At 65.8% G+C, this 19,827-nt stretch carries 20 protein-coding genes, 1 tRNA gene and 1 pseudogene; 12 read left to right on the top strand and 10 right to left on the bottom strand.

Annotated elements, in window-relative coordinates; translation table 11 throughout:
* Nucleotides 1-10: 10 nt before the first annotated feature.
* Entirely contained in the window at nt 11-250 is a 240-nt protein-coding gene (locus ACWCO2_RS33670) for a DUF6158 family protein (protein ID WP_450131841.1), read from the top strand.
* Nucleotides 243-1,583, top strand: coding sequence for an NAD(P)/FAD-dependent oxidoreductase (locus ACWCO2_RS33665; protein WP_450131840.1), 1,341 nt, complete (start codon nt 243-245; stop codon nt 1,581-1,583). The genes ACWCO2_RS33670 and ACWCO2_RS33665 overlap by 8 nt, the downstream gene beginning before the upstream one ends.
* Here the strand turns inward: ACWCO2_RS33665 and ACWCO2_RS33660 are convergent, their stop codons facing one another.
* A complete protein-coding gene (locus ACWCO2_RS33660) occupies nt 1,584-2,891 on the bottom strand; it encodes a phenylacetate--CoA ligase family protein (RefSeq protein ID WP_450131839.1) in 1,308 nt (435 codons plus the stop codon).
* Between the two features lie 182 nt (nt 2,892-3,073).
* Here ACWCO2_RS33660 and ACWCO2_RS33655 point away from each other — a divergent pair.
* A tRNA-Ala gene (locus ACWCO2_RS33655) sits at nt 3,074-3,146 on the top strand.
* Between the two features lie 56 nt (nt 3,147-3,202).
* Here ACWCO2_RS33655 and ACWCO2_RS33650 read toward each other — a convergent pair.
* Nucleotides 3,203-3,592, bottom strand: a complete 390-nt coding sequence (locus ACWCO2_RS33650) for a tyrosine-type recombinase/integrase (protein WP_450131838.1) — start codon at nt 3,590-3,592, stop codon at nt 3,203-3,205.
* Between the two features lie 807 nt (nt 3,593-4,399).
* On the opposite strand from ACWCO2_RS33650, the gene ACWCO2_RS33645 reads away from it, so the two are divergent.
* On the top strand, nt 4,400-5,041 hold the full coding sequence (locus ACWCO2_RS33645) for a hypothetical protein (RefSeq protein ID WP_450131837.1): 642 nt from the start codon (nt 4,400-4,402) through the stop codon (nt 5,039-5,041).
* Between the two features lie 430 nt (nt 5,042-5,471).
* On the opposite strand, the gene ACWCO2_RS33640 is transcribed toward ACWCO2_RS33645, so the two are convergent.
* On the bottom strand, nt 5,472-5,702 hold the full coding sequence (locus ACWCO2_RS33640) for a hypothetical protein (protein ID WP_450131836.1): 231 nt from the start codon (nt 5,700-5,702) through the stop codon (nt 5,472-5,474).
* Between the two features lie 264 nt (nt 5,703-5,966).
* Here ACWCO2_RS33640 and ACWCO2_RS33635 point away from each other — a divergent pair, with 264 nt between their 5' ends.
* From ACWCO2_RS33635 to ACWCO2_RS33625, 3 genes and pseudogenes are all read left to right on the top strand, one after another.
* A complete protein-coding gene (locus ACWCO2_RS33635) occupies nt 5,967-6,605 on the top strand; it encodes a LysE family translocator (RefSeq protein WP_450131835.1) in 639 nt (212 codons plus the stop codon).
* 54 nt (nt 6,606-6,659) lie between these two features.
* Nucleotides 6,660-6,803: a hypothetical protein gene (locus ACWCO2_RS33630; RefSeq protein ID WP_450131834.1), complete on the top strand. Its 144-nt coding sequence runs from the start codon at nt 6,660-6,662 to the stop codon at nt 6,801-6,803.
* Nucleotides 6,804-7,373: 570 nt separating this feature from the next.
* A pseudogene (locus ACWCO2_RS33625) lies at nt 7,374-7,729 on the top strand (cytochrome P450); the annotation flags it as partial.
* A 16-nt stretch (nt 7,730-7,745) separates the two neighbouring features.
* Here ACWCO2_RS33625 and ACWCO2_RS33620 read toward each other — a convergent pair.
* The 3 genes from ACWCO2_RS33620 to ACWCO2_RS33610 all read right to left on the bottom strand — a co-directional run bounded on the left by ACWCO2_RS33620 (nt 7,746) and on the right by ACWCO2_RS33610 (nt 10,451).
* Nucleotides 7,746-8,270 carry a putative immunity protein gene (locus tag ACWCO2_RS33620; protein WP_450131833.1) on the bottom strand — a complete coding sequence of 175 codons (525 nt, stop codon included), beginning with the start codon at nt 8,268-8,270 and terminating at the stop codon, nt 7,746-7,748.
* Between the two features lie 85 nt (nt 8,271-8,355).
* The gene (locus ACWCO2_RS33615; protein ID WP_450131832.1) at nt 8,356-9,375 is read right to left on the bottom strand and encodes a hypothetical protein; all 1,020 of its coding nucleotides are present in this window, start codon (nt 9,373-9,375) and stop codon (nt 8,356-8,358) included.
* Between the two features lie 263 nt (nt 9,376-9,638).
* Nucleotides 9,639-10,451, bottom strand: a complete 813-nt coding sequence (locus tag ACWCO2_RS33610) for an SAM-dependent methyltransferase (protein ID WP_450131831.1) — start codon at nt 10,449-10,451, stop codon at nt 9,639-9,641.
* A gap of 686 nt (nt 10,452-11,137) precedes the next feature.
* Here ACWCO2_RS33610 and ACWCO2_RS33605 point away from each other — a divergent pair.
* The gene (locus ACWCO2_RS33605; RefSeq protein WP_450131830.1) at nt 11,138-11,719 is read left to right on the top strand and encodes a uridine kinase family protein; all 582 of its coding nucleotides are present in this window, start codon (nt 11,138-11,140) and stop codon (nt 11,717-11,719) included.
* A 55-nt stretch (nt 11,720-11,774) separates the two neighbouring features.
* Here ACWCO2_RS33605 and ACWCO2_RS33600 read toward each other — a convergent pair whose 3' ends face one another.
* Complete coding sequence (locus ACWCO2_RS33600) at nt 11,775-13,241, bottom strand: FAD-dependent oxidoreductase (RefSeq protein ID WP_450131829.1); 1,467 nt, start codon at nt 13,239-13,241, stop codon at nt 11,775-11,777.
* Between the two features lie 108 nt (nt 13,242-13,349).
* Entirely contained in the window at nt 13,350-14,261 is a 912-nt protein-coding gene (locus ACWCO2_RS33595) for an AurF N-oxygenase family protein (RefSeq protein ID WP_450131828.1), read from the bottom strand.
* 292 nt (nt 14,262-14,553) lie between these two features.
* Here ACWCO2_RS33595 and ACWCO2_RS33590 point away from each other — a divergent pair, with 292 nt between their 5' ends.
* Complete coding sequence (locus ACWCO2_RS33590; protein ID WP_450131827.1) at nt 14,554-14,982, top strand: hypothetical protein; 429 nt, start codon at nt 14,554-14,556, stop codon at nt 14,980-14,982.
* A gap of 199 nt (nt 14,983-15,181) precedes the next feature.
* Here the strand turns inward: ACWCO2_RS33590 and ACWCO2_RS33585 are convergent, their stop codons facing one another.
* Nucleotides 15,182-15,880, bottom strand: coding sequence for a DUF5710 domain-containing protein (locus ACWCO2_RS33585; RefSeq protein ID WP_450131826.1), 699 nt, complete (start codon nt 15,878-15,880; stop codon nt 15,182-15,184).
* A gap of 411 nt (nt 15,881-16,291) precedes the next feature.
* On the opposite strand from ACWCO2_RS33585, the gene ACWCO2_RS33580 reads away from it, so the two are divergent.
* From ACWCO2_RS33580 to ACWCO2_RS33570, 3 genes are all read left to right on the top strand, one after another.
* Entirely contained in the window at nt 16,292-16,774 is a 483-nt protein-coding gene (locus ACWCO2_RS33580) for a hypothetical protein (RefSeq protein ID WP_450131825.1), read from the top strand.
* A 143-nt stretch (nt 16,775-16,917) separates the two neighbouring features.
* Nucleotides 16,918-17,637, top strand: a complete 720-nt coding sequence (locus ACWCO2_RS33575) for a protein phosphatase 2C domain-containing protein (protein WP_450131824.1) — start codon at nt 16,918-16,920, stop codon at nt 17,635-17,637.
* Nucleotides 17,638-17,735: 98 nt separating this feature from the next.
* Complete coding sequence (locus ACWCO2_RS33570; RefSeq protein WP_450131823.1) at nt 17,736-18,767, top strand: hypothetical protein; 1,032 nt, start codon at nt 17,736-17,738, stop codon at nt 18,765-18,767.
* Here ACWCO2_RS33570 and ACWCO2_RS33565 read toward each other — a convergent pair.
* On the bottom strand, nt 18,741-19,616 hold the full coding sequence (locus tag ACWCO2_RS33565) for a DUF72 domain-containing protein (RefSeq protein WP_450131822.1): 876 nt from the start codon (nt 19,614-19,616) through the stop codon (nt 18,741-18,743). The genes ACWCO2_RS33570 and ACWCO2_RS33565 overlap by 27 nt on opposite strands.
* Nucleotides 19,617-19,827: the final 211 nt, after the last annotated feature.

The raw sequence follows: 19,827 nt of genomic DNA, 5'->3' as shown, positions 1-19,827 counted from the left end.
GGAGGACGACATGAGCATGACGACCGGGATCCCCGGCCACGAGCTGACCGAGGACCTGCTGCTGCGGGAACTGCGCCACCTGCACCAGACCCGCAACGAGACCTTCCTGCACGGCTCGCCCGACTCGCTGCGCGAGCACACGGCGCGCACCTTCGAACTCGAGCAGGAGTACCTGCGGCGGCACCCCGAACGCGCCGTCGACCCGCGGCGCACCCGGTCCGGAGCGAGGGGAGAGCCGCAGCATGCCTGAACCACGCATCATGATTATCGGCGGCGGCCACGTCGGGCTGACCCTGGCGCTGCGGTTGGAGAAGAAGCTGCGCGAAGGCGAAGCGCAGGTCACCGTGATCGACACCCAGCCGCACATGACCTACCAGCCGTTCCTGCCGGAGGCGGCCGCCGGATCGCTGGAACCCCGGCACGTGGTGGTGCCGCTGCGCGAGGCGCTGCGCAAGTGCCGGGTGATGACCGCGCAAGTGTCGAACATCGACCACGCCAACCACGAGCTGATCGCGACGCTGGGCGACGGCAAGGTCGAGCACTTCGGCTACGACGTGCTGGTGGTGGTGCCCGGCTCGATCTCCCGCGCGCTGCCCATCCCAGGACTGGCCGAGCGGGGCGTCGGGTTCAAGACCATCGGTGAGGCGATCTACCTGCGCAACCACGTTCTGTCCAGATTGGACATCGCGGCCAGCACGCGCGACGAGCAGCTGCGGCGCCGGTTGCTGACGTTCGTGTTCGTCGGCGGCGGGTACGCGGGCATCGAAGCGCTGGCTGAGCTGGAGAGCATGGCCCGCTACGCGATCCGCAGCTACCCGCCGATCGACCCGCAGGAGATGCGCTGGGTGCTGGTCGAGGCGATGGGCCGGATCATGCCCGAGGTCAGCCCGCCGATGAGCGAGTACACCCGGCAGCGGCTGGAAGAACGCGGCATCGAGGTCAAGCTGAACACCACAGCGAAGTCCTTTGTAGACGGTCGAGCGGTGCTCTCCGACGGCGACGAGTTCGACACCGACACGGTGGTGTGGACCGCGGGCGTCAAACCGCACCCGATGCTGGAGGACAGCGACCTCCCGCGCGACAGCAAGGGCCGCCTGGAGTGCACGGCGAAACTGCAGGTCCGCGGCACCCACGACGTGTTCGCGGCCGGTGACTGCTCCGCCGTCCCGGACCTGACCAGCAGCGACCCGGACGCCCTGTGCGGCCCGTCGGCGCAGCACGCGGTGCGCCAGGCCAAGGTGCTCGCGGACAACATCACGGCGCTGCTGCGCGGCGAACCGCTGGCCAACTACAAGTACCGCTCCGCTGGATCGGTCGCCGGCCTGGGCCTGTTCCAGGGCGCGGCGGAGGTCTACGGGATCAAGCTCAAGGGCTTCCCGGCCTGGCTGCTGCACCGCACCTACCACCTGGCGAAGATGCCGACCGCGTCCCACAAGGCGCGCATCCTCGGCGACTGGCTGCTGGAGATGCCGTTCCGCCGCCAAGTCGTCGCCCTCGGCGAACTCCACGATCCCAGAGCAGAGTTCGTCAAAGCAGCGAACACCAGAGGATTGCCAGGCCCCAACGGTCGAGCGGCGGGCTGATCACTCGAGGCCGGGGAGCGGTGCGACGCCGTAGTCCCAGCGCACGAGCCGTCTCGCCTTGCCGGTTTCGGAGCGCGGGAGTTGATCGGGCGGCAGCACCCGCACGATGCAGCAGAGCCCGAGCCGGGCGTGCAGCGCGACCGTGAGATCGCGTTCGAGCCCTTCCACGTCGCCGTGCGGATCCCGAGGTTCGACGGCGATCCGCAGCTCGGGCCGCGACCGGTCTCTGCGGTCCTCGACGATCAGGTAGTGCGGCGCGACCCGCGGATCGGCCAGCAGCACGGCCTCGACCTCCGACGGGAACACGTTGACCCCGCGGATGATCAGCATGTCGTCGGTGCGCCCGAGCACCCGGCTCATCCGCCGCGATGTCCGCGCCGCCCCGGCAGCCGGTCCGTGCAGCGCAGCGACGTCGCCGGTGCGGTAGCGCAGCAGGGGAGTGCCGGTCTTGGTGAGCGTGGTGAACACCAGTTCGCCGGGCTGCCCGTCGGCCAGCGGCTGCCCGTCCGGCCCCACGACCTCGGGGTAGAAGTGGTCCTCGGCGATGTTCAACAACCCGCCGGAATCCAACGACTCGCACGCCACACCAGGCCCGATGATCTCGGTGAGCCCGTAGATGTTCAGGGCCCGTAGCCCCAGCAACCGTTCAACGCCCTGCCGCATCTCCTCGGTCCAGGGCTCCGCGCCGAACACCCCGACCCGCAGCGACAGCTGGTCAGCGGTGATCCCGGTCGAAGCGAACGCCTCGCCGAGGTAGATGGCGTACGAAGGCGTGCAGCACAACACGTCCGGCCGCAGATCCAGCAACAACCGCAGCTGCCGATCGGTGGCCCCGCTCGACACCGGCAGCACGGTGGCCCCGAGCCGAGTCGCCCCGTAATGCACCCCGAGTCCACCGGTGAACATCCCGTACCCGTAGGAGCAGTGCACGAAGCTGCGCCGAGTCACACCAGCCCCACCCAGCGCACGAGCCATCACCTGCGTCCACACGTCCACGTCGTGCGCGGTGTAGGCGACCAGCGTCTGCCGCCCCTGCGTCCCCGACGACCCGTGCACGCACACGACGTCCTCAACAGCGGCCGAACGCAAACCGAACGGGTAGTAGTCCCAGAAGTCCTGCTTCGACGCGAACGGCAACCGGTGCAGCTCGTCGAGCGAAACATCAGCGCCCCGCCCCACCCCGCAATCCCGAAGCCGCCCGGCCTGAACCCCACCAGCGGCCAGCAACCGGTCGACCAGCCGACGCAACCGGTGCTCCTGCAACTCGCGACGCCGCTCCGGCGCAGCCCCCTCGACTTCAGGAGCCACCAGAGGCGGTCTGACCCCCTGTGCCGTTGCCACGACTCTCGGTGTACCAGTCGCAGGTCACAAGGGGTAGATCCAACCAGGGGTACCCCCCTGAAAACGGCCCCTGAGAGGTGTTGTACTGTTATGACACACGAGATGAGCGGGACGGAAAACGAACCGAACACCTCGGAACAATAGAACATGGGGCTGTGGCGCAGCTGGTAGCGCACTTGACTGGCAGTCAAGGGGTCACGGGTTCGAATCCCGTCAGCTCCACCCCGTTGACCAGGGCCGATGCGATCTCGCATCGGCCCTGGTCTTTGTTTGCCTGTCTAACGTTTCGAGCCGTGGCTCCGGAAGATGCTGTCCATCGCGGTTGCGCCCTCCACGATCACCGGTCTGATCTGCTTCCGGTAGACCAGCTCAGTCACACGCGTACCGCTGTGGCCGACCAGCCGGGCGATGTCCTCCACCGGCGCCCCGGACGCCGACATCACGGATACGAAGCTGTGCCGCATTTCGCGAGGCGTCCATTCCTGCGGAGTCAACCCGACCGCCTTGATGACCTTGCGGGCCGAACGCCGGACGTTGTGCGATGGTTTGGTGTTTCCTGCGTAGTGGTAGGTGGGGCGTCGTTCCTTGATCTTCGTTTGCTTCCAGGAGACGGTCTGTGAACTGCTCGAATGCGCGTTCGCAGAACTGTTTCTATCGTTTCCGGGCATCGGCGATAGGGAGCACCCGGCTCGCGATGTACACGCGCAGACATGCAGAGAACAGGCTGATCAATGAGGCCGAAGGCCGACTGGCAAGCCGACGTCGAAGCCAGTAGATCGTGGCCCAGAAAACCGGTACGACAAAGGCTGCGAGGGAGCCCGTCCATGCTGCAGACAGCACGGACGAGCCGGAATGGGCGCGAGGAACCACCCCAAACATGGGTTCGCAGATCTTTAAAACGACACCAACGTGACCCAAACAAAGATCAACATCCTGAACAAGAAAGAAACTCGCCTTACCTGCGAATGATCAAGTCTAGACCCGAACTGAACCCCTCGATCTATTCCGCTGCGGGCTCGTCCGTAGTATAAAGAATTTGCGAATGCGATGGTGAATGCCGGAGTCTGGGCATGCTGCGAGTTGACAAGAAGGGCCTTTTGGCTATTTCGCACAGGGTGGCCTCCTGATAGTCTTTTGTTGCGGTACTCGTCTCGAGGGGGTGATGGTGTTACCGCAAGATATTTAGGAACCCTGTCGCCTGGCGGGGCTGGTTCGTATGCACGTTGCGCAGTTTGACGTGCGAAACCCCGAATCCCGAATCACGGCGATTCGAATTACCGGCCGTGCACGAATGGCAGCCGGGGGCTGTGGGGTGCCCACGAGTTGTGCGCGGTAATTTGATAGTACCTAATCTCGATTACGCAGCTATTGCCCGGGATCCGTCTAAGTTGTCGGGATCCGCGGCATTCGCCATGTGCAAATATTGTGATCAGGTATCCCGGCTAAAGTCCCCAAGCTCATTCAAAGGAGAAACAATGACTACTACGACTGCAGCGGTCAACAACCGCGCAACGTCGCAGCGCGGCATTGCTGCTCTCACGCGTCGTCCCGACCATATGGAGATCTGGTGGGTGACGCCGAACGGTGCGGTCAAGGGTGCCTTCCACTACGATGATAGGGCTTGGCAGCACTATGATTTTGATTTTGCACCCGACGGATCGGCCAACGTGGAGACTGGTATTGCTGCTCTCTCGCGTGTTCCCGATAGTATGGAGATCTGGTGGGTGGCGCCGGACGGTGCGGTCAAGGGTGCGTACTGGTACGAAGAGCCGAAGGACCAACCCGGCCACCCTTGGACACCCTACGAAATTGCACCCGCAGGATCCGCATCCGCGAATGGGCACATTGCTGCTCTCTCGCGTCGTTCCGACCATTTGGAGATCTTTTGGGTGGCGCCGAATGGTGCGGTCAAGGGTGCGTACTGGTACCAAGGGCAGACGGCCCACAAGTGGACGAGATATGACCACATTGTAGGATCGGCCAAGGTGGAGACTGGGATTACTGCTCTCTCGCGTCGTCCCGAAACTATGGAGATCTGGTGCGTGGCGCCGAACGGTGCGGTCAAGGGTGCCTTCCACGATGATGGGAGGGATTGGCAGACCTACGACGTGCCGTAGCCATCGCGGTGCGCTGGACTAGCGGGGCCAGGTGTCCGGGGCGGGAGAACAGTGGTTTGTGCTCCCGCCCCGGCCCGGTGCTCCGCAGGGCGAGGAACCGCGCGATCAACTCCGCGGCCGGTGACTAAATCCAATACACGATAGATATGGTGAACCAGGAGACCGTCGGCGGCGACGATTGGGCTAAGGTCACATTGAGCTGAAAAGCAGATCTGTCGTTGCGCTGTCCTCAAGCCCCTCAAGATTTGACGCTGCGCGGGCCAGGATGGGAGCGGTGTCCTCTAAGTTTCGCAATTTGAATGCAGCGCTACGAAACATTCCCACGGTGTCGGGATCGAGAACCGATCCATTCCGTCGTACCGCCGGCAACTCTCCGGCGATCTACTGTCGTCTGGAAGATCGTGGCAGTTGACCGGCCGGACGAACGGGCTCAGCCGCGCGACAACTTCTGCTGGGCCCACGGGATGGTGGCCGGCGCTACCCAGTAGTTGTTGAAGAACCTCATCACCTGCGTGGAGTCCGGTGCATCCAGTCCGGGCGGGGGCAACTCGCGGCGCTCCGCCGGCCGGGAGCATCCCAAAATGGCCTGCTCGAATCCAGCCGGGGTGTAGTAGTTGGGGCAGTGACAGACTTCCTTCCCGATTACCTTGAACTCGTGCACGAGGGCAGGAAGTCGTCCTCGGGCCAGGCCATAGCTGAGCTGTCACTGCTGCCACTCTGTCACCGGAATGCTTCGAGGCCGCCACCGCTGCTGCGGGCTCGTCGCGGACTGCGGTGACAATCAACGTGGTTCCTTGCTTTGGGGACCGGTTGGGGGCCGAAGCAGTCGTTCCTGAGCTGGTGTCCCTGGTTCGAATCCGGCTAGGGCCTCGCCCCATCCGCGTATAGGTGATCTTCGGAGTCTGCCCGCCTATAGTTTCTTTCCATGAATCTCGTGCCACTCGGCTCGTTGCTCGGCGTCGTTGCGGTGGAACTGGGGATGGCGCTCACTCCAGGGCCGAACATGGTCTACCTGGCTTCGCGCTCGATTTCGCAGGGGCGGCGTGCTGGGCTCGTGTCCCTCGCCGGGGTTGCTCTGGGATTCGTTGCCTACCTCGTCGCGGCGGCAGCCGGTCTTTCTGCTCTCTTCGTTGCCGTGCCCGGGGCGTATCACGTGGTGAAGATTCTGGGTGCGGCGTACCTCGCGTGGATGGCTTGGCAGATCCTGCGCCCCGGTGGCGGGTCGCCGTTCGAACCGCGCGAACTGGTCCCACACTCGGCAGCCCACCTGTTCGGCATGGGGCTGCTGACGAACCTCCTCAATCCCAAGATCGCGCTTCTGTACGCCGCGCTGATCCCGCAGTTCGTCGATCCCAGTCTTGGCGCGACGTGGTGGCAGTTCCTCCAGCTCGGAGCTGCGCAGATCGTGGTTGGTGTGACCATCAACGGCCTCATCGTTCTCGTTGCGGCTGCGCTCGCCGGGTACCTGGCCCGGCATCCCCGTGTGCTCCAGGCGCAGCGCTTCGCATCGGGCACTCTGCTGGGCTTCTTCGCCGTCAAGATGGTCACCAGCCGCCCCAACTGATCCGCCCGCTTCGGTTTGCTGATCGGACAGGCCACGGCGGCGCATCGGAATACCGTGGCGGTGCAGGGTCGCGGACACGGTGCGGCGCTCGATGCCGAACTGATCATCCAGCTCGTAGACGGTCGCACCGGACTTGTAGCCCTCGATCAGTTGCTGCACCTGGTCGTCGGGGAGTCGCCGGGTGCGACCGGGCTTTGACCGCTTTGGTGTCGGTTGGGGCGGAGCATCCAGGTCCGGGAGCCTCTGTTGCAGCATTTCCAGTGCGCTGACCTGGTCCTTTGTGTTCGAGTAAGCTCCCCCAACCTCCACGCGATCGAAGGTGCATCCTGCTCGGCGGGGTGCGCCTTCGCTGCTTTTTCCTGAGCAGTCGGAAACACCGATGAGTGCGCACTTTTAATTGTCCACAATGGATATGGTCGGTCGAGTTTGTCGCTCGGCTGACGGCGAGGTCTGGTTTTCGAGTGCGGTGATGGTGGCCTCGAGCTAATCGATGTGTTGCAGGGCGGATTGGCGGCCGTGCTCGTGGGCGAGGTTGATCACTTGCGTGGCCCAGGTGGGGTCGACCTCGAGGATCGGGTCGATCGCGGAGGTGAGCTCGTTGATCTGGGTCGGCGTGCGCTGTTGCTCGCGACGGTAGTCAAGCTCGGTGCGCAGGAACGACAGGGCGAGGTCGCGGTCGAGTTGGCTGACGATGAGGAACCGCAGGGTGAAGTCGGAACCTCACTGGCACGCCTCACCCCGCCGGTCGATCTGGTCGAGGCGTTCGCGCTGTCCGCCGCCGACATCTTCTACCGCTACGCCACGGAGGACATCGAACTCGGCGGTGAAACGATCCGCGAGGGATCGACCGTCGTCGTCTCGCTGCTGGCCGCCAACCGCGACCCCCAGCGCTTCGACGACCCCGACGCCCTGGACGTCCACCGCAAGGCCTGCGGCCACCTGTCCTTCGGCCACGCATCCACCAATGCCTCGGCCAGCAGCTGGCCCGCATCGAGATGCGCGCCGGTTTCGACGCGCTGCTGCGCCGCTTCCCGACCCTCGACGACGAGGTGAAGCTCAGGACCGACATGAACATCTACGGTGTCCACGAATTGCCGGTCACCTGGACACCTGCGTGCGGTTAGAGGTCTCCGCCACGGTTCAGGGGCGGAGACGGGTGTCCAGGATGCGGATCAGCCCGCCGACCCGGCCGCCGTCGGTCGGGGCATGAGGGAAGCGCTTGAGCACGTCGACGACGTCAGGCGTGGCACGGTGCGCTGCTCGCTCGATGTGTTCGGCGCCGATGGTGTGATCGTCGTCGGCGACGGTTTCGGCTGCTCTGGCCGCGTGGGCCGCTGACCCGAGGATGTGCTTGACCTGGGTGGCTTTGGCCAGCGGATGCAGGTAGGCGGCACCTGCCGCGGCCGTCGCTGCCCACGCTGCTTCGCGCGCGGCTGCGGTGTTCGTGCACTTGGCGGCCTTGAGCGCTGCCCAAGCCACATCGCGCAGGGCCTTGCCGCGCTCGCCGCCCCGGGCGAACTCCCACGCCGCATTGATCGCTTCCCGAGGCCGAGTGTCGTCCGGCAGATCAGCCTCGAAGACCTCGAGAGCCCCCTCCGCGCACTCCGCAGCAAAGGCGGTAACAGCACGAAGATCCTGAATGCTCAGAACAATCTCGCTGCCCATGTCCCCATCTTGGACCATGACGGGGGAGGGCGGTGGCGGGGACAGCTCCTGGCTGCCCACGCCGTCCGGCTCCATCTGGGCTACGTCATGTTGGTTGGGCAGGTGGGTTTTCTGCTGTGATCTGAGGGACGAGGTCTTCGAAGACCCGCTTGAGCCGGTTCTTCGTCTCCTGGAAGAGGAAGGACTTGAGCGGATCCACGCAATGCTCGACGACCGCCGGGTGTCGGGCCGGGGACTTGCACATCAGGATCGCCAGGGTGCGCATCGCGGGCAGCAGTACCTTGGCGTCGCTGATCACAGTCAGCCCGAGCGCGGACGTGAGCCGTTGCCAAACCTGCTTCGTGCAGGCAATGATCACCTTTCGCTCAATCTTGGTGAAGCCGTTCTCGCGGCGCGATTTCGTGATCTGCTTCGCCACGTAGCCGGGCACTGCGTCGAGTAGGCGGTTCGCCTCCTCGATCACCACCACCAGTTGCACGATCAGCTCGCACCAGAAGTGGTGCGTCATGGCCTTGCGGGTCTCGGGAGGGAGTCGTCCGAGGTCCTTCTCGACGTCCTTGAGAACCTGGCCGAGCAGGTGGCCCAAGGCCTCGACCTGCTCGGCTTCCGATGCGGGATCGGCGAGAGCGCGGTCGGTGGCAGCAGGGGTGAACTCGGGATCGTCAGTGCTCTCTGTCGAGCTTCCCGCGCTTTCCGGCGGACCTGGCTGGAGAGGGGTGTCGGAGCCGTCGAACGCCTTCGAAACAGCTGACTCGGAAGCGTTTTCCGGGGTTTTGCCGCCACCGGAGAGGTGGGTTCGCTCGGCATTCTCCGCCCCGTCGCGAAGCACTTCGACCAGGTCGGCGCGGACCGTGTCGACAGCCGCCCCCTTGTGCGGAAGAGTGGCTTTCGGCTTCTTCTGGTTCTTCGAGTCCTGCTGGGCGCATTCCTTGCTCCAGCGACGATCCACGCCGTTTCTGAAGTTGCGAATCTCTTCAGGCGTTCCGCCCTTAACCAGGTCCAGCGAGCCGGGCCAGCCATGTTCCCAGCCCGTGCAGTGGGTGCATTCGCACCTGTCCTGAGTTGCTGTCGCACAATTTTCCGGGTGTTTGCGCTCCTGTGCCAATCATTCCCCCAGAGATCTCGACGGCTGCTCGTCGGATGCTTCCTCTAATGGGGGTGCAGCCGTACCGCTGCTCCAGCGAAACTCGCAGGGTGACGGTGCATCGAATACTCGACCCGCTGCCGGAGGCCGTTCGAGTTGTCCTCGAGCGCGGGATCGGTCGAACTATCACGAAAAGTGCTTGCGGTTGCGACGATCGCGGAACTTCGAGAATGCTCGCTGCTCCGTTGGGCTGGACTCAGCCAGTCGTTGGTGCTCCTGGTCTATCAGGGTTTGCGGGCGACGGCTGCGTACATGGCTATGTCTGCGTCGTTGGCTTCCGGGGTGGTTTCCGGGCGCCACTTGTGCATTTGGACCAGGCCGGGGTCGACCAGGTCGAGGTCTTCGAAGAAGCGGGCTGCTTGGGTTTTCGTGCGGAAGCGGAGGGTTTCGCCGTGTTCTCGGTAGGTTCGGCGGACTCCTGCCAGGGTTTCCGGGGCGAAGTCGTCGGTTGCGATGGTGGCCGCCACGTAGCTGCCGGAGGGGAGCACGTCGATGATCCGGCGGGCGGCGGTCAGGGCTTCTTCATCGTCCTCGATGAAGTGCGCAATCGCGATCAGCATCAGGCCGATCGGCCGGTTCGGGTCGAGGGTTTCGCGGAATTCGCGGGAGTTGAGGATCGTGTCCGGGGCGCGCAGGTCGGCGTCCACGTAGGCGGTGCGGCCCTGCTCGGTGCTGGACATCAGCGCGCGGGCGTGCACGAGGACGATGGGGTCGTTGTCGGTGTAGACGACGCGGGCTTCCGGGCGTACCTCCTGCACGACCTCGTGCAGGTTCGGCGAGGTCGGGATGCCCGTGCCGATGTCCAGGAACTGGTCGAGGTCGCACTCGGTGGCCAGGTAGCGGCCGGCGCGGTGCATGAACTCGCGGTTGGCGCGCATGTGCACCGGAAGCGCGGGCCAGATCTGCAGCGTGGCTTCCGCGGCGGCACGGTCGACGGCGTAGTTGTCCTTGCCGCCGAGGATGTAGTCGTAGATCCGCGCGCCGTGCGCTCGCTCGGTCTGCAGATCGACGTTGGTGTGCCGGGGCCTGTCGTTCATCCTGTTCCTTCCGATTGAGGTGCCGCCATGCTGCCAGTGATCAAGTCTGTCAGCCACGAAAATCGGAGGAACATCCGGCGAATCGGGCCCGCGCCGCCACAGGCGTCGAGGTGACACCTCTCGGCGTCAGAGCGATGCTCGGTCTTTCAGAGACGGGGGTGGGCGTCCAGCAGGCGGATCAACTCGCCGACCCGACCTCCGCCGGGCGGTGCGGCTGGGAAGCGTTTCAGCACGTCGACGACGGCCGGTGTGGAGCTCGGCCGCTCTGGCCGCGTGGGCGGCTGCTCCGAGGATGTGCTTGACCTGGGTTGCTTTGGCCAGCGGGTGCAAATACGTCGCTCCAATCTCCCACTGCTGAGCGTCCAAAACGCTGCTGACAGGCACACGCTCTACGTGTCGTTGCTCGAATGGGCCATTCCGGGCAGATGGCAAGAAGTCGGGCATTCGTTGCCCTGCATGCGAAAACCGTGTTCGGAGAACCAAAGTTTTCCGCCCGGTGAAACACATCGGCCGCAACGGCAAGGACTGTCCGGGCTGGGAAGACAACCGCCGTTGACAACCAGTGGCAGAAACTGCCGCTGAGCGACCGGCCTGGAGGGGCCCGGCACCGGTGGTGGAGAATCCTGGTTGGTTCGGTGCAGCGGTGAGGTGGTCGTGCGGAGTGGTTCTGGCGGGTGGTGTACTCGGTGAGCGTTGGTGCTGATGTGCTGGAAGAGCTCGTTCGGCGCGTGCGGGAGGCGGCTCCGCAGCTCGGGCGGACTCGGCTCGTTCTCATCGACGGGCCTTCGGGTTCGGGGAAGACGACGCTCGCCGATCAGCTCGCGGACGCGTTGCCCGCGCAGGTCGTGCACATGGACGATCTGTACGAGGGCTGGGACGGGATGCTCGCCGGCGTTGATCGGGTCGGGAAGCAGGTTCTCGACCCGCTCGCGGACGGGTACGACGGTCGGTATCAGCGGTACGACTGGTACGCCGGGGACTACGCCGAGTGGCACGACGTTCCGCGCGCCCCGTATCTGGTCGTCGAGGGCTGCGGTTCGGGGGCGCGGCGCTTCGCCGAGCTGACCACGTTGTTGGTGTGGGTCGAGGCCGACGATTCGGAGCGCTTGGCGCGAACTCTGGCGCGGGACGGCGAAGGGGCGGAGGACCACTTGCGCGCTTGGATGGCCGCCGAGCGCGAGGTCTACCAGGCTGAGGGAACTGCTCAGCGGGCCGATGTGCGGCTCGACGGCCGGGGTGCGATCACCGGGCCGGAATCCGGGTCCTGACGTGCGAAAAGGCCCGGATGGGGCAATTCCCGGGACTTTTCGCCTGGTGTGACGGTCACGTCATCGGCGTGTCCGCGCGGGTCCTTCCGATTCGTCCGGCGATCGCGTCGTCCAGGAGGGCACCAACGGTTTCCTGGGCGCAGGTGCGGTTGGCGCCGATGCCGCCCGACGGGCCGCGCTTGATCCAGCCCACGGTGTAGGTGCCCGGTCGCACTCGGCCGCTTTCGTTCGGGATGGTCCCGGTTTCCGCGTCGAACGGCAGGCCGGGGAGTTCGGTGCCGCGGTAGCCGACCGCGCGGATCACGCGTTCTGCGGCGATCTCCACGCCACCGGTCACCCGGAGCGCGCGAACCTGGGTTTCGCCGAGGACCTCCTGCGGGGCGGAGTTGAAGCGGAGCACGATGCGGCGCCGGTCGTGGTTCGGAGGCGCGGACCAGTCGACCGCTTCGCGCTGAATCCCTTGCAGCAGAGCTGCTTTGGTGCTCAGGTCCGCTGAATCGATGGTCGCGTCGATCTGCGGGTCGTGGGTGTCCACGACCAGGTCGACGTCGTTGCGCTGGGCCAGGGCGAGCAGTTCCGGCGAGGTGTAGGCGGCTGCATCCGGACCTCGGCGGGCCAGGAGCACGACCTCGCGGACCTTGCTGGAGCGCAGTTGTGCCAGGGCGGTGGGGGAGATCGTGGTTCCTGCCAAGGATTTCGGGTCCGAAGTGAGGATCCGAGCCACGTCGAGCGCGACGTTGCCGTTGCCCACCAGCACCACCCGCTCCGCGGACAGGTCCAGCGCGTCCGCCGCGACGTCCGGGTGGCCGTTGTACCAGGCCACGACCTTGGTCGCTGGGATGCTGCCGGGCAGGTCCTCGCCGGGGATTCCGAGGCTTCGGGCCGAAGACGCGCCGACGGCGTAGATCACCGCGTCGTGCTTCGCCGCCAGTTCGTCCACAGCGACGTCCTTGCCGACCTCCACGCCCAGGCGCAGGCGCAGACGTGGGTGGGTGTGGAAGCGGCGGAACGTCTCGCTGATCTTCTTCGTCGACGGGTGGTCCGGGGCGACGCCGTAGCGCACCAAGCCGCCGGCGACCGGCAGGCGATCGATCAGCGTGACGCGGGCGTTGGTGTGCAGCAGCAGGTCCTCCACCGCGTACATGCCCGCCGGGCCGGTGCCCACGACCGCGACGTCCAGCGGCGCGAAGTCGCTGGGGATGTTGCGGTGGAACACCGGCGGGCCCCAGCGGTGGAAGTTCGGCGTCGGGTCGTGGTGCTCGACAGTCCGGTCCGCGTAGTAGGCGGCGTTGACCTCGGCGTACGGCTTGAGCTGCGCGGTCAGCTTGTCCACCGGGAAGATCGCGTCGACCGGGCAGGCATCGGCGCACGCGCTGCAGTCGATGCAGGTCGCCGGGTCGATGTGGAGCATCTCGGTGGTGCCGAAGTCCGGCTCGTCCGGCGTCGGGTGGATGCAGTTGACCGGGCAGACCTTCACGCAGGTCGCATCGCTGCAACAGGTCTGGGTGATCGCGTACGGCATGGGGTTCGGGGATCCTTTCGAAGAGCGGCGCGATCCGCACGCGGTGTCCGCCTGCCGCGAGACCTCAGGGCCCCTCGTCCTGAGGTCTCGCGGCAGGCGGGCAAGCTCTCAGATCAGGTTCGCGCGCTTGTAGAACCAGTGGGAGGCCTTGGTGAGGAGTCCGGCGGAGTTGAGGAACTCCATCAGGCCTGCGCAGCTGGAGCGCAGCATGGACTTGTGGTGCTCGTTGGCCTTCGCCTCGCGGACAGCGCGCTTCACGTCCAGACCGGCGTTCTCGTACACCTTCTTGTTCCACATGCTGGTGACGATGAAGTAGGACGCGCCGGCGATCACGACGGCCTGGATCTGCCGCCGCAGCCAGCTCGCCCCCTCCAGCCGCGCCTTGGTCTCCTCGCGGGCGAACTTCATGTGCCGCGATTCCTCGACGACGTGGATGTTGTTGACGGTCCGCACGAACGGCACCACCCGCTCGTCGCGCATCCAGTCGCGCTGCATGACGTCGAGGATCTCTTCGGCGACCAGGATCGCGGCGTAGGCGGCTTCGCCGAAGGCGATCGTCTTGAACACCCGGCCCAGCTCCACCACCGTGCGGGTCGGCCGGTAGGCGGGGGCGCGCAGCTTCGCGACGCTGCGGGCGAACATGATGGAGTGCCGGCATTCATCGGCGATCTCGGTCAGCGCCCACTGGAACGCCGGGTCGGTCGGGTCCTTGGCGTAGAAGTCCCGCAGGACCATCTGCTGCAGGACCATCTCGAACCAGATGCCGGTGCTGGCCACCGACGCGGCCTCCTGCCGCGTCAGCTCGCGCTGTTGCTCCGGCGTCATCTCCGCCCAGTACGCGGTCCCGTGCAGCGTGCTCCACTCCGGGCTGGTGCCGTGGTAGTCGGTGTCGAGCGGAGTTTCCCAGTCCACTTCCTGGACGGGGTCGTAGGACAGGACCTCCGACGAGCGCAGCAGCCGGTCCGCGACGTCCTGGCGATCGGTCGGCTGCTCGTCGCTCTTGGCGATGCTGCTGGTCATGGGGTGCTCCCTGCGGGGGTGACGACGTCGGCGATCCCCACCCGGCGGGTAGGTGTTACTCGGGGTAACAGATCCCAGGATCGATGACATCGATGATCGTATCAATGGCCATTGGCAATGTCGTGTCGTCGCAAACCTGGCCGGATGGCTGACACGGGGTGTTTCCGCAGTGTCCTGTTCGCCCGGTTCTGATCACCGGTTGGGCGGAAAACGCGCCCGCACGACCGGGAGTCGTGGCACGATCGCGGTCGGAAATCGCGCGGGGAGCGTGCTTTGCGACTGGGGAGGTTGCGTGGCGACCTGGGAAGATCTCGCCGAATTCGTCCGGGCCGAGTACGCCGTGGCCGAGGACCTGGAGGCCGAGACCGAATACCGCATCATAGAGGACAGCGACGACGAGATCCGCGTCCTCGTCGAGTACGAGGACCGCCGCAGTCAGATCGTCATCGTCTGCCGCGAGGAGCTCGACGGCCGCGAGGACTGGGTGCAGGTGCTCTCGGTGATCGGCCGCGCGGCCGAGGTGGATCTGCAGAAGCTGCTGGTGGAGCTGGGCCAGGTCTCGGCGGTGTGCGGCGCGGTGGTCGTCGGCGAGCACGTCCTGCTCCGCCACTCGGTCCCGCTGCTGAACCTGGACATCAACGAGTTCACCGACCCGCTGAACTTCATCGCCGAAACAGCGGACCACCTGGAAGAGATGTTCTACCGCCACGACGACTACTGACCGGGATCCCTTGATCTCCAGCATGGGGTGATGGAGTACTGCGCCGTCCAGGACTTCGAGGTCTTCGGGGCCCCGGACGACCGCGTCCGCGCCGGTCTGGGGCCCGGAGATGAAGTACACCCCGCATCTCACCGGTTTCTACCGCTCGGGCGGGTAGCCGGTCGTGGGTGGCGTTGGTCGCGAGAACCGCCATCGCCATTCACGACATGTCGTTGAGCGTTCGCTCGGCGACGGCGGCTCGGTCCGCGGCGGCCGGGGGCGGGGTGATGGTGATCCCGGCTTCCGTGAGGATGCTCAGGTCGAGCGCCCAGGTCGTCGCGGAACGCCTTTGCCACAGGGCGAAGGCCGATCGGACGTGATTGTCGGCCTCGGCCGCCGACATCCCCGTGACCTCCCGAAGGTGCGCCAGAGCTCGTGCGTCGATTCCCTTGACCTGGGCGAGCCCGAAGTGGGTGGTCGTGTGGCAGTCCGTGCACACGCAGATCAGGCGGCGTAGAGCCTGCGTGCGAGTGCGGTCGTCGTAGGCCCAGCGTTCGTGCGCCTCGAGCCAGCGGCGGACATCGCGGTCCTCGCCGCGTTGGCAGATCTCGCAGAGCTGGCCGGCCCGGCGCGTGATCATCCGCCGCAACCGCTCCCAGTCGGGTTTGCCCACGCACGACCGGACGTTCGTGAACCAGCAGGACGACGGCACCAAGTCCACGAAAAGACCGGAGCCGAACGTGCGGTCTTCGCCGGGGAGCAGATCCGGCACCTCCGGAAGGGCTGCCCACCGCTGCAGTTCGGCCATTCCAGGACGCGGCGCGAACCAGCGTTTCCCCGATGGATCCCACCGCGCGCCGTGTGATTTGGCCTCGTCCTTCTCGGCGAAGGGTACGTCGAGCCAGATTCGTTGCGGCATGTTCACACTCCCACCCTGATGGATGGCCGCGCTGCACCCGGCGATGCCGGACAGGTCGGCCGCTGTCGGTCCGGCGGGACGCTATCGGAGTACCTGGGCGCACGGTTCAGGTTTGCCCGATGTTCCTCCATCGGGTGGATAAAGCCAGCAAAAGCGCAGCTCCCAGTGTCATGTCCGGATATGGGCGGCTCCTGAAGATCAACCAGAAAGCGGGCAGACAGCCACTTCGACGTGTGGTGGATTGAAGTGGTCGATCGCTGGGAAACGGAGTGCAGGAGGTGAGACGAGCCGAAACGGAGCCCCTGGTTTCCGGCCGACGAGGAAGTAGTTCGGCCGCTCCTTCGCCTTTTTCCCAAGCAGTTCGGCAAAGATGACATCCAGCACGGGCAGTTGGTCAGGTCGTCCGAGTTCGTGGAAAAGATCGTGCTCGGCGAGATGGACAGTGGTGGTGCGCAGCTGGACGGCCTGCTGGCATCGACCGGCATGGCTACCAAAGGCGGTGTTGAGGTGCGCATCCTCGGGGCGGGTGTCGAAGGAGTGCTTACCGTGCCGGGTGAAGCTGCTCCGGATCTGGCCGGTCCGGCCGATCAGATCAACCTCAAACCGTTCTTCGACTACACCGACTCCGACGGGAAGCGGGTATCCAGCTCCGGGTTTTGCCTGCCGGAGCAGCACTGGGAATGGTTCTCCCTAGTTCTCGCTCGGACCAGCGCCGCAGGGCTGCTGACGTTCGCAGGAGACCGTGGTGCTGCCTACGGCCTGTTGACCGATCGGCAGCGGACCAGGCTCGGGGAGTACACGTACGCGAGTGCGGGCATGCAGCGCGATGCGGGGATTCGCTTGGACGTCCGTCGCATCTGTTTGCGGACGCTTTTTGTGAGCGTGCGTTGGTAGTGTCTTGGGCGGAGGTGGGCGATGGGGGTCGGTGACGACGCCGTTGAGGTGTGGGCTCGGGGTTTGCGCACGCTCGTTGCTTTGCACGGTCGGCTCGAGGTGGCGCTGGAGAAGGCGCTGCACGAGATCCCGGGGAGCTGAGCGTGCAGGCGACTTGCGCGACGCTGGCAACTCCGGGTCGGGTAAACGAGGACTACTACGCCGTCGGACCGAACTGGGCCTTCGTCCTGGACGGCGCCACTGCACCGTCCGATGTGGACAGTGGTTGCATGCACGACGTCCCGTGGCTGGTGCACCGCCTCGGCGCGGAACTGGCCTCGCGGCTCGCGGTGTCGGGAAAGCCGCTCGCGGATCTTCTGGCGGAAGCCGTGGAGTCGACCTGCGCGGCGCACGCGGACACCTGCGACCTGCGGAACCCGTCCAGCCCGTCGTCAACGGTGTCGATCCTGCGGGCGGGCGGCGAAGTCGAGTACCTGGTGCTCGCGGACAGCCCGATCGTCTTCGACCACGGCGCGATCATCGACGACCGTCTGGATCACCTCCCGAGCTACACCCAGGAAGCGGTGCGCGACCTCCGAAACCACCCGGACGGCTTCTGGGTGGCGAGCACGAAACCGGAAGCCGCGTACAAGGCGGTCCAAGGCTCCCTGAGCAACATCCGCCGAGCAGCCCTCCTGAGCGACGGAGCCTCCCGCTACGTGGAGATGTTCGGCCTCGGTGGCTGGACGAACCTCCTGGACCTGCTGGAACAAGAGGGCCCGACGGAACTCCTGACCCGAGTCCGAACAGCGGAATCAACCGCCCCGAAACCCAGCCGAGGTAAACTCCACGATGACGCCACAGCGGTGTTCCTCGCGTTCTAGTGCTCTGTTCGAGCGCAAAACCGGTTGGACTGTTCGCAGGGCCCTGGACACCCGGTAGTCAGTTGGATGGCATCCAACCGGTGTGTGGAGGGACCGCGATGAATCGAGATCAACGCACCGCCGTCAAGATCGTGTCGGTGATCGGGGCGCTGATCTGGGTAGTGCTCGGGCTGCGCTACGGCTGGCCCGGGTGGCTGTGGATCGGGTTGGTGGGCTTGACGATCGTCGGACCGTGGGTCGTCATCTGGTGGCTGTTGGGTCGAGTGGGACGCAAGCCCGTGCCAGCAGAAGAGGTGCCGGCCGAGCAGCCTGCGCTGCCGCAGCCAAGTGAGCAGCAGGTATCCGGAACTCCACTGCGCAGCGCGCATCCCGAGTACCGGTTCTCCTTCTCCGGCACGGTCTTCTGGTACGTCAAACCTGACGCTCCGGGGTTGCCGCACGCGAATCCGGCCGGGCTCGCGGTGGATTTGGTGTTGGAACAGGCGAGTCAGCTCGTGGCGGAGACCTCGCCGGAGGACGGGGATCTGGCGCAGCACCGGCTCAACGCCGTGCTCGGAACACCGCGTTCGGACCAGTCCGGGCACGTCGTTGCTTGGGTGAGCGACGTTCGGCTGGCGTTGCCAGACGCTGATGAGGAGCGGTTGCGGCAGTTGGCAGCTGCTCGCAAGGACGAAGAGCTCTGGGAGCGCAAACGTGCTCACGAGCGCAACAAGCGGACGTACTTCGCCGAGGACGTGCTGCAGTCGCCGGCCAGCGCCCTGGTCTGGTGGCTCGCGCGGCAGGAGGACGCTGATCTGGACGAAGCCGTCCGCCAGATCAGCAACCTGCGCAAGCTGACCGCCGCCGCGCACGACAGGCGGGTGCCGAACCCGGAAAGCGATGCGCCGAACTGGATTCACCCGGTGCACTCGTTCGTCGTGGAGGAGTTCGACGTCGGGGCCGAGCAGCACGTCTTCGCGGCGATCGAACGCCTGGCCACCGGTGACGAACGAGCCGCGCTCAGCTACCGGTTGGCCGAGGCACTCGACTCCCACGGCCACCGCGACCTGGCGCAACTCGTGCGGGACCGATTCGGTGACCGGCAGGAGCTGCCCGGTAGCTCGTCAGGTGCAGCGTTCGGCGAGGGATAGGGCGTCTTTCGGGGCGTGGGCTTTGACGTCGTTGTCGAAGTAGGCGTAGATGTCTCGGGGTTTTGAGGCCGGGGGTGGAGGGGCGATTGTGTGGGGTGTTTTCGGGGCTTTGCCTTCGTGCCAGGCTCGAATCAGCTTTGCCCAGTGGTCCAGGTCTTTTGGTGAGTAGCCGCTGGCGTAGAGCTCTTCTGCGCCGTGGAAGCGGAGGTAGACGAAGTCGGTTGTGACGTCTTCCAGGTGGGGCCAGTTGCCTGCTGCGTCCGCCACCACCAGGGCGATGCCGTGAGCGCGGAGGAGTTCTACCGGTACGCGGGCCGCGAAGCTGGGGTGCCGGACCTCCAGGGCGTGGCGGATGGGACGGTCGGCGTCGGTTTCGGTGAGGGCTCGGCCCGCTAGGCGTTCGTCGTGGCGGGCGGCGAGTTCGGCGGCTGCGCTGGTGGTGCGGGGGAGGAGGCGGAAGAACTCCGCTAGGCGGTCGGCGTCGAACGGCAGTGACGGTGGGAGTTGCCAGAGCAGGGGGCCTAGTTTCGGGCCTAAGGCCAGGACTCCGCTGGCGAAGAAGTTCGCGAGCGGGGTTTCCGCTTCTCGGAGCCTCTTCATGTGGGTGATGTAACGGCTTCCCTTGACCGCGAACAGGAAGTCGTCCGGGGTCTGCTCCGCCCAGCGGCGGTAGTGCTCGGGGCGTTGCAGCGAGTAGAAGGACGCGTTGATCTCGGTCGAGTCGAGGCGTTGGGACAGGTATTCGAGCTCGCCGCCGCGACGCAGGTCGTGCGGGTAGAACGGGCCGTGCCACGGTCCGTAAACCCAGCCGGACGTGCCGATCCGGATCCGGCGCGACGTCGAGCGCATCACTTCCCACGGTACCCGGGGCTCCGCGGCGGGGACTGACGCAATTTCCATTGAGCCTTTTCATCCTGTCCGGCTGGTAACCGCGAAGCACGACCGACATCGCGCGGCGAGGGTCGCATGCGCCGCAGGCGCATAGCCCACCCCCGCAACCGGCACCGCCGCGGGTTCTCAGACGTCGCCTGGCGAGGACAGCCCGTTCGCCGTGTATTGG

The organism is Saccharopolyspora sp. NPDC002376 (genome assembly GCF_053593195.1).
Note: the sequence above shows the minus strand (reverse complement) of the source record. Positions and strands in the feature narration are given on the sequence as shown.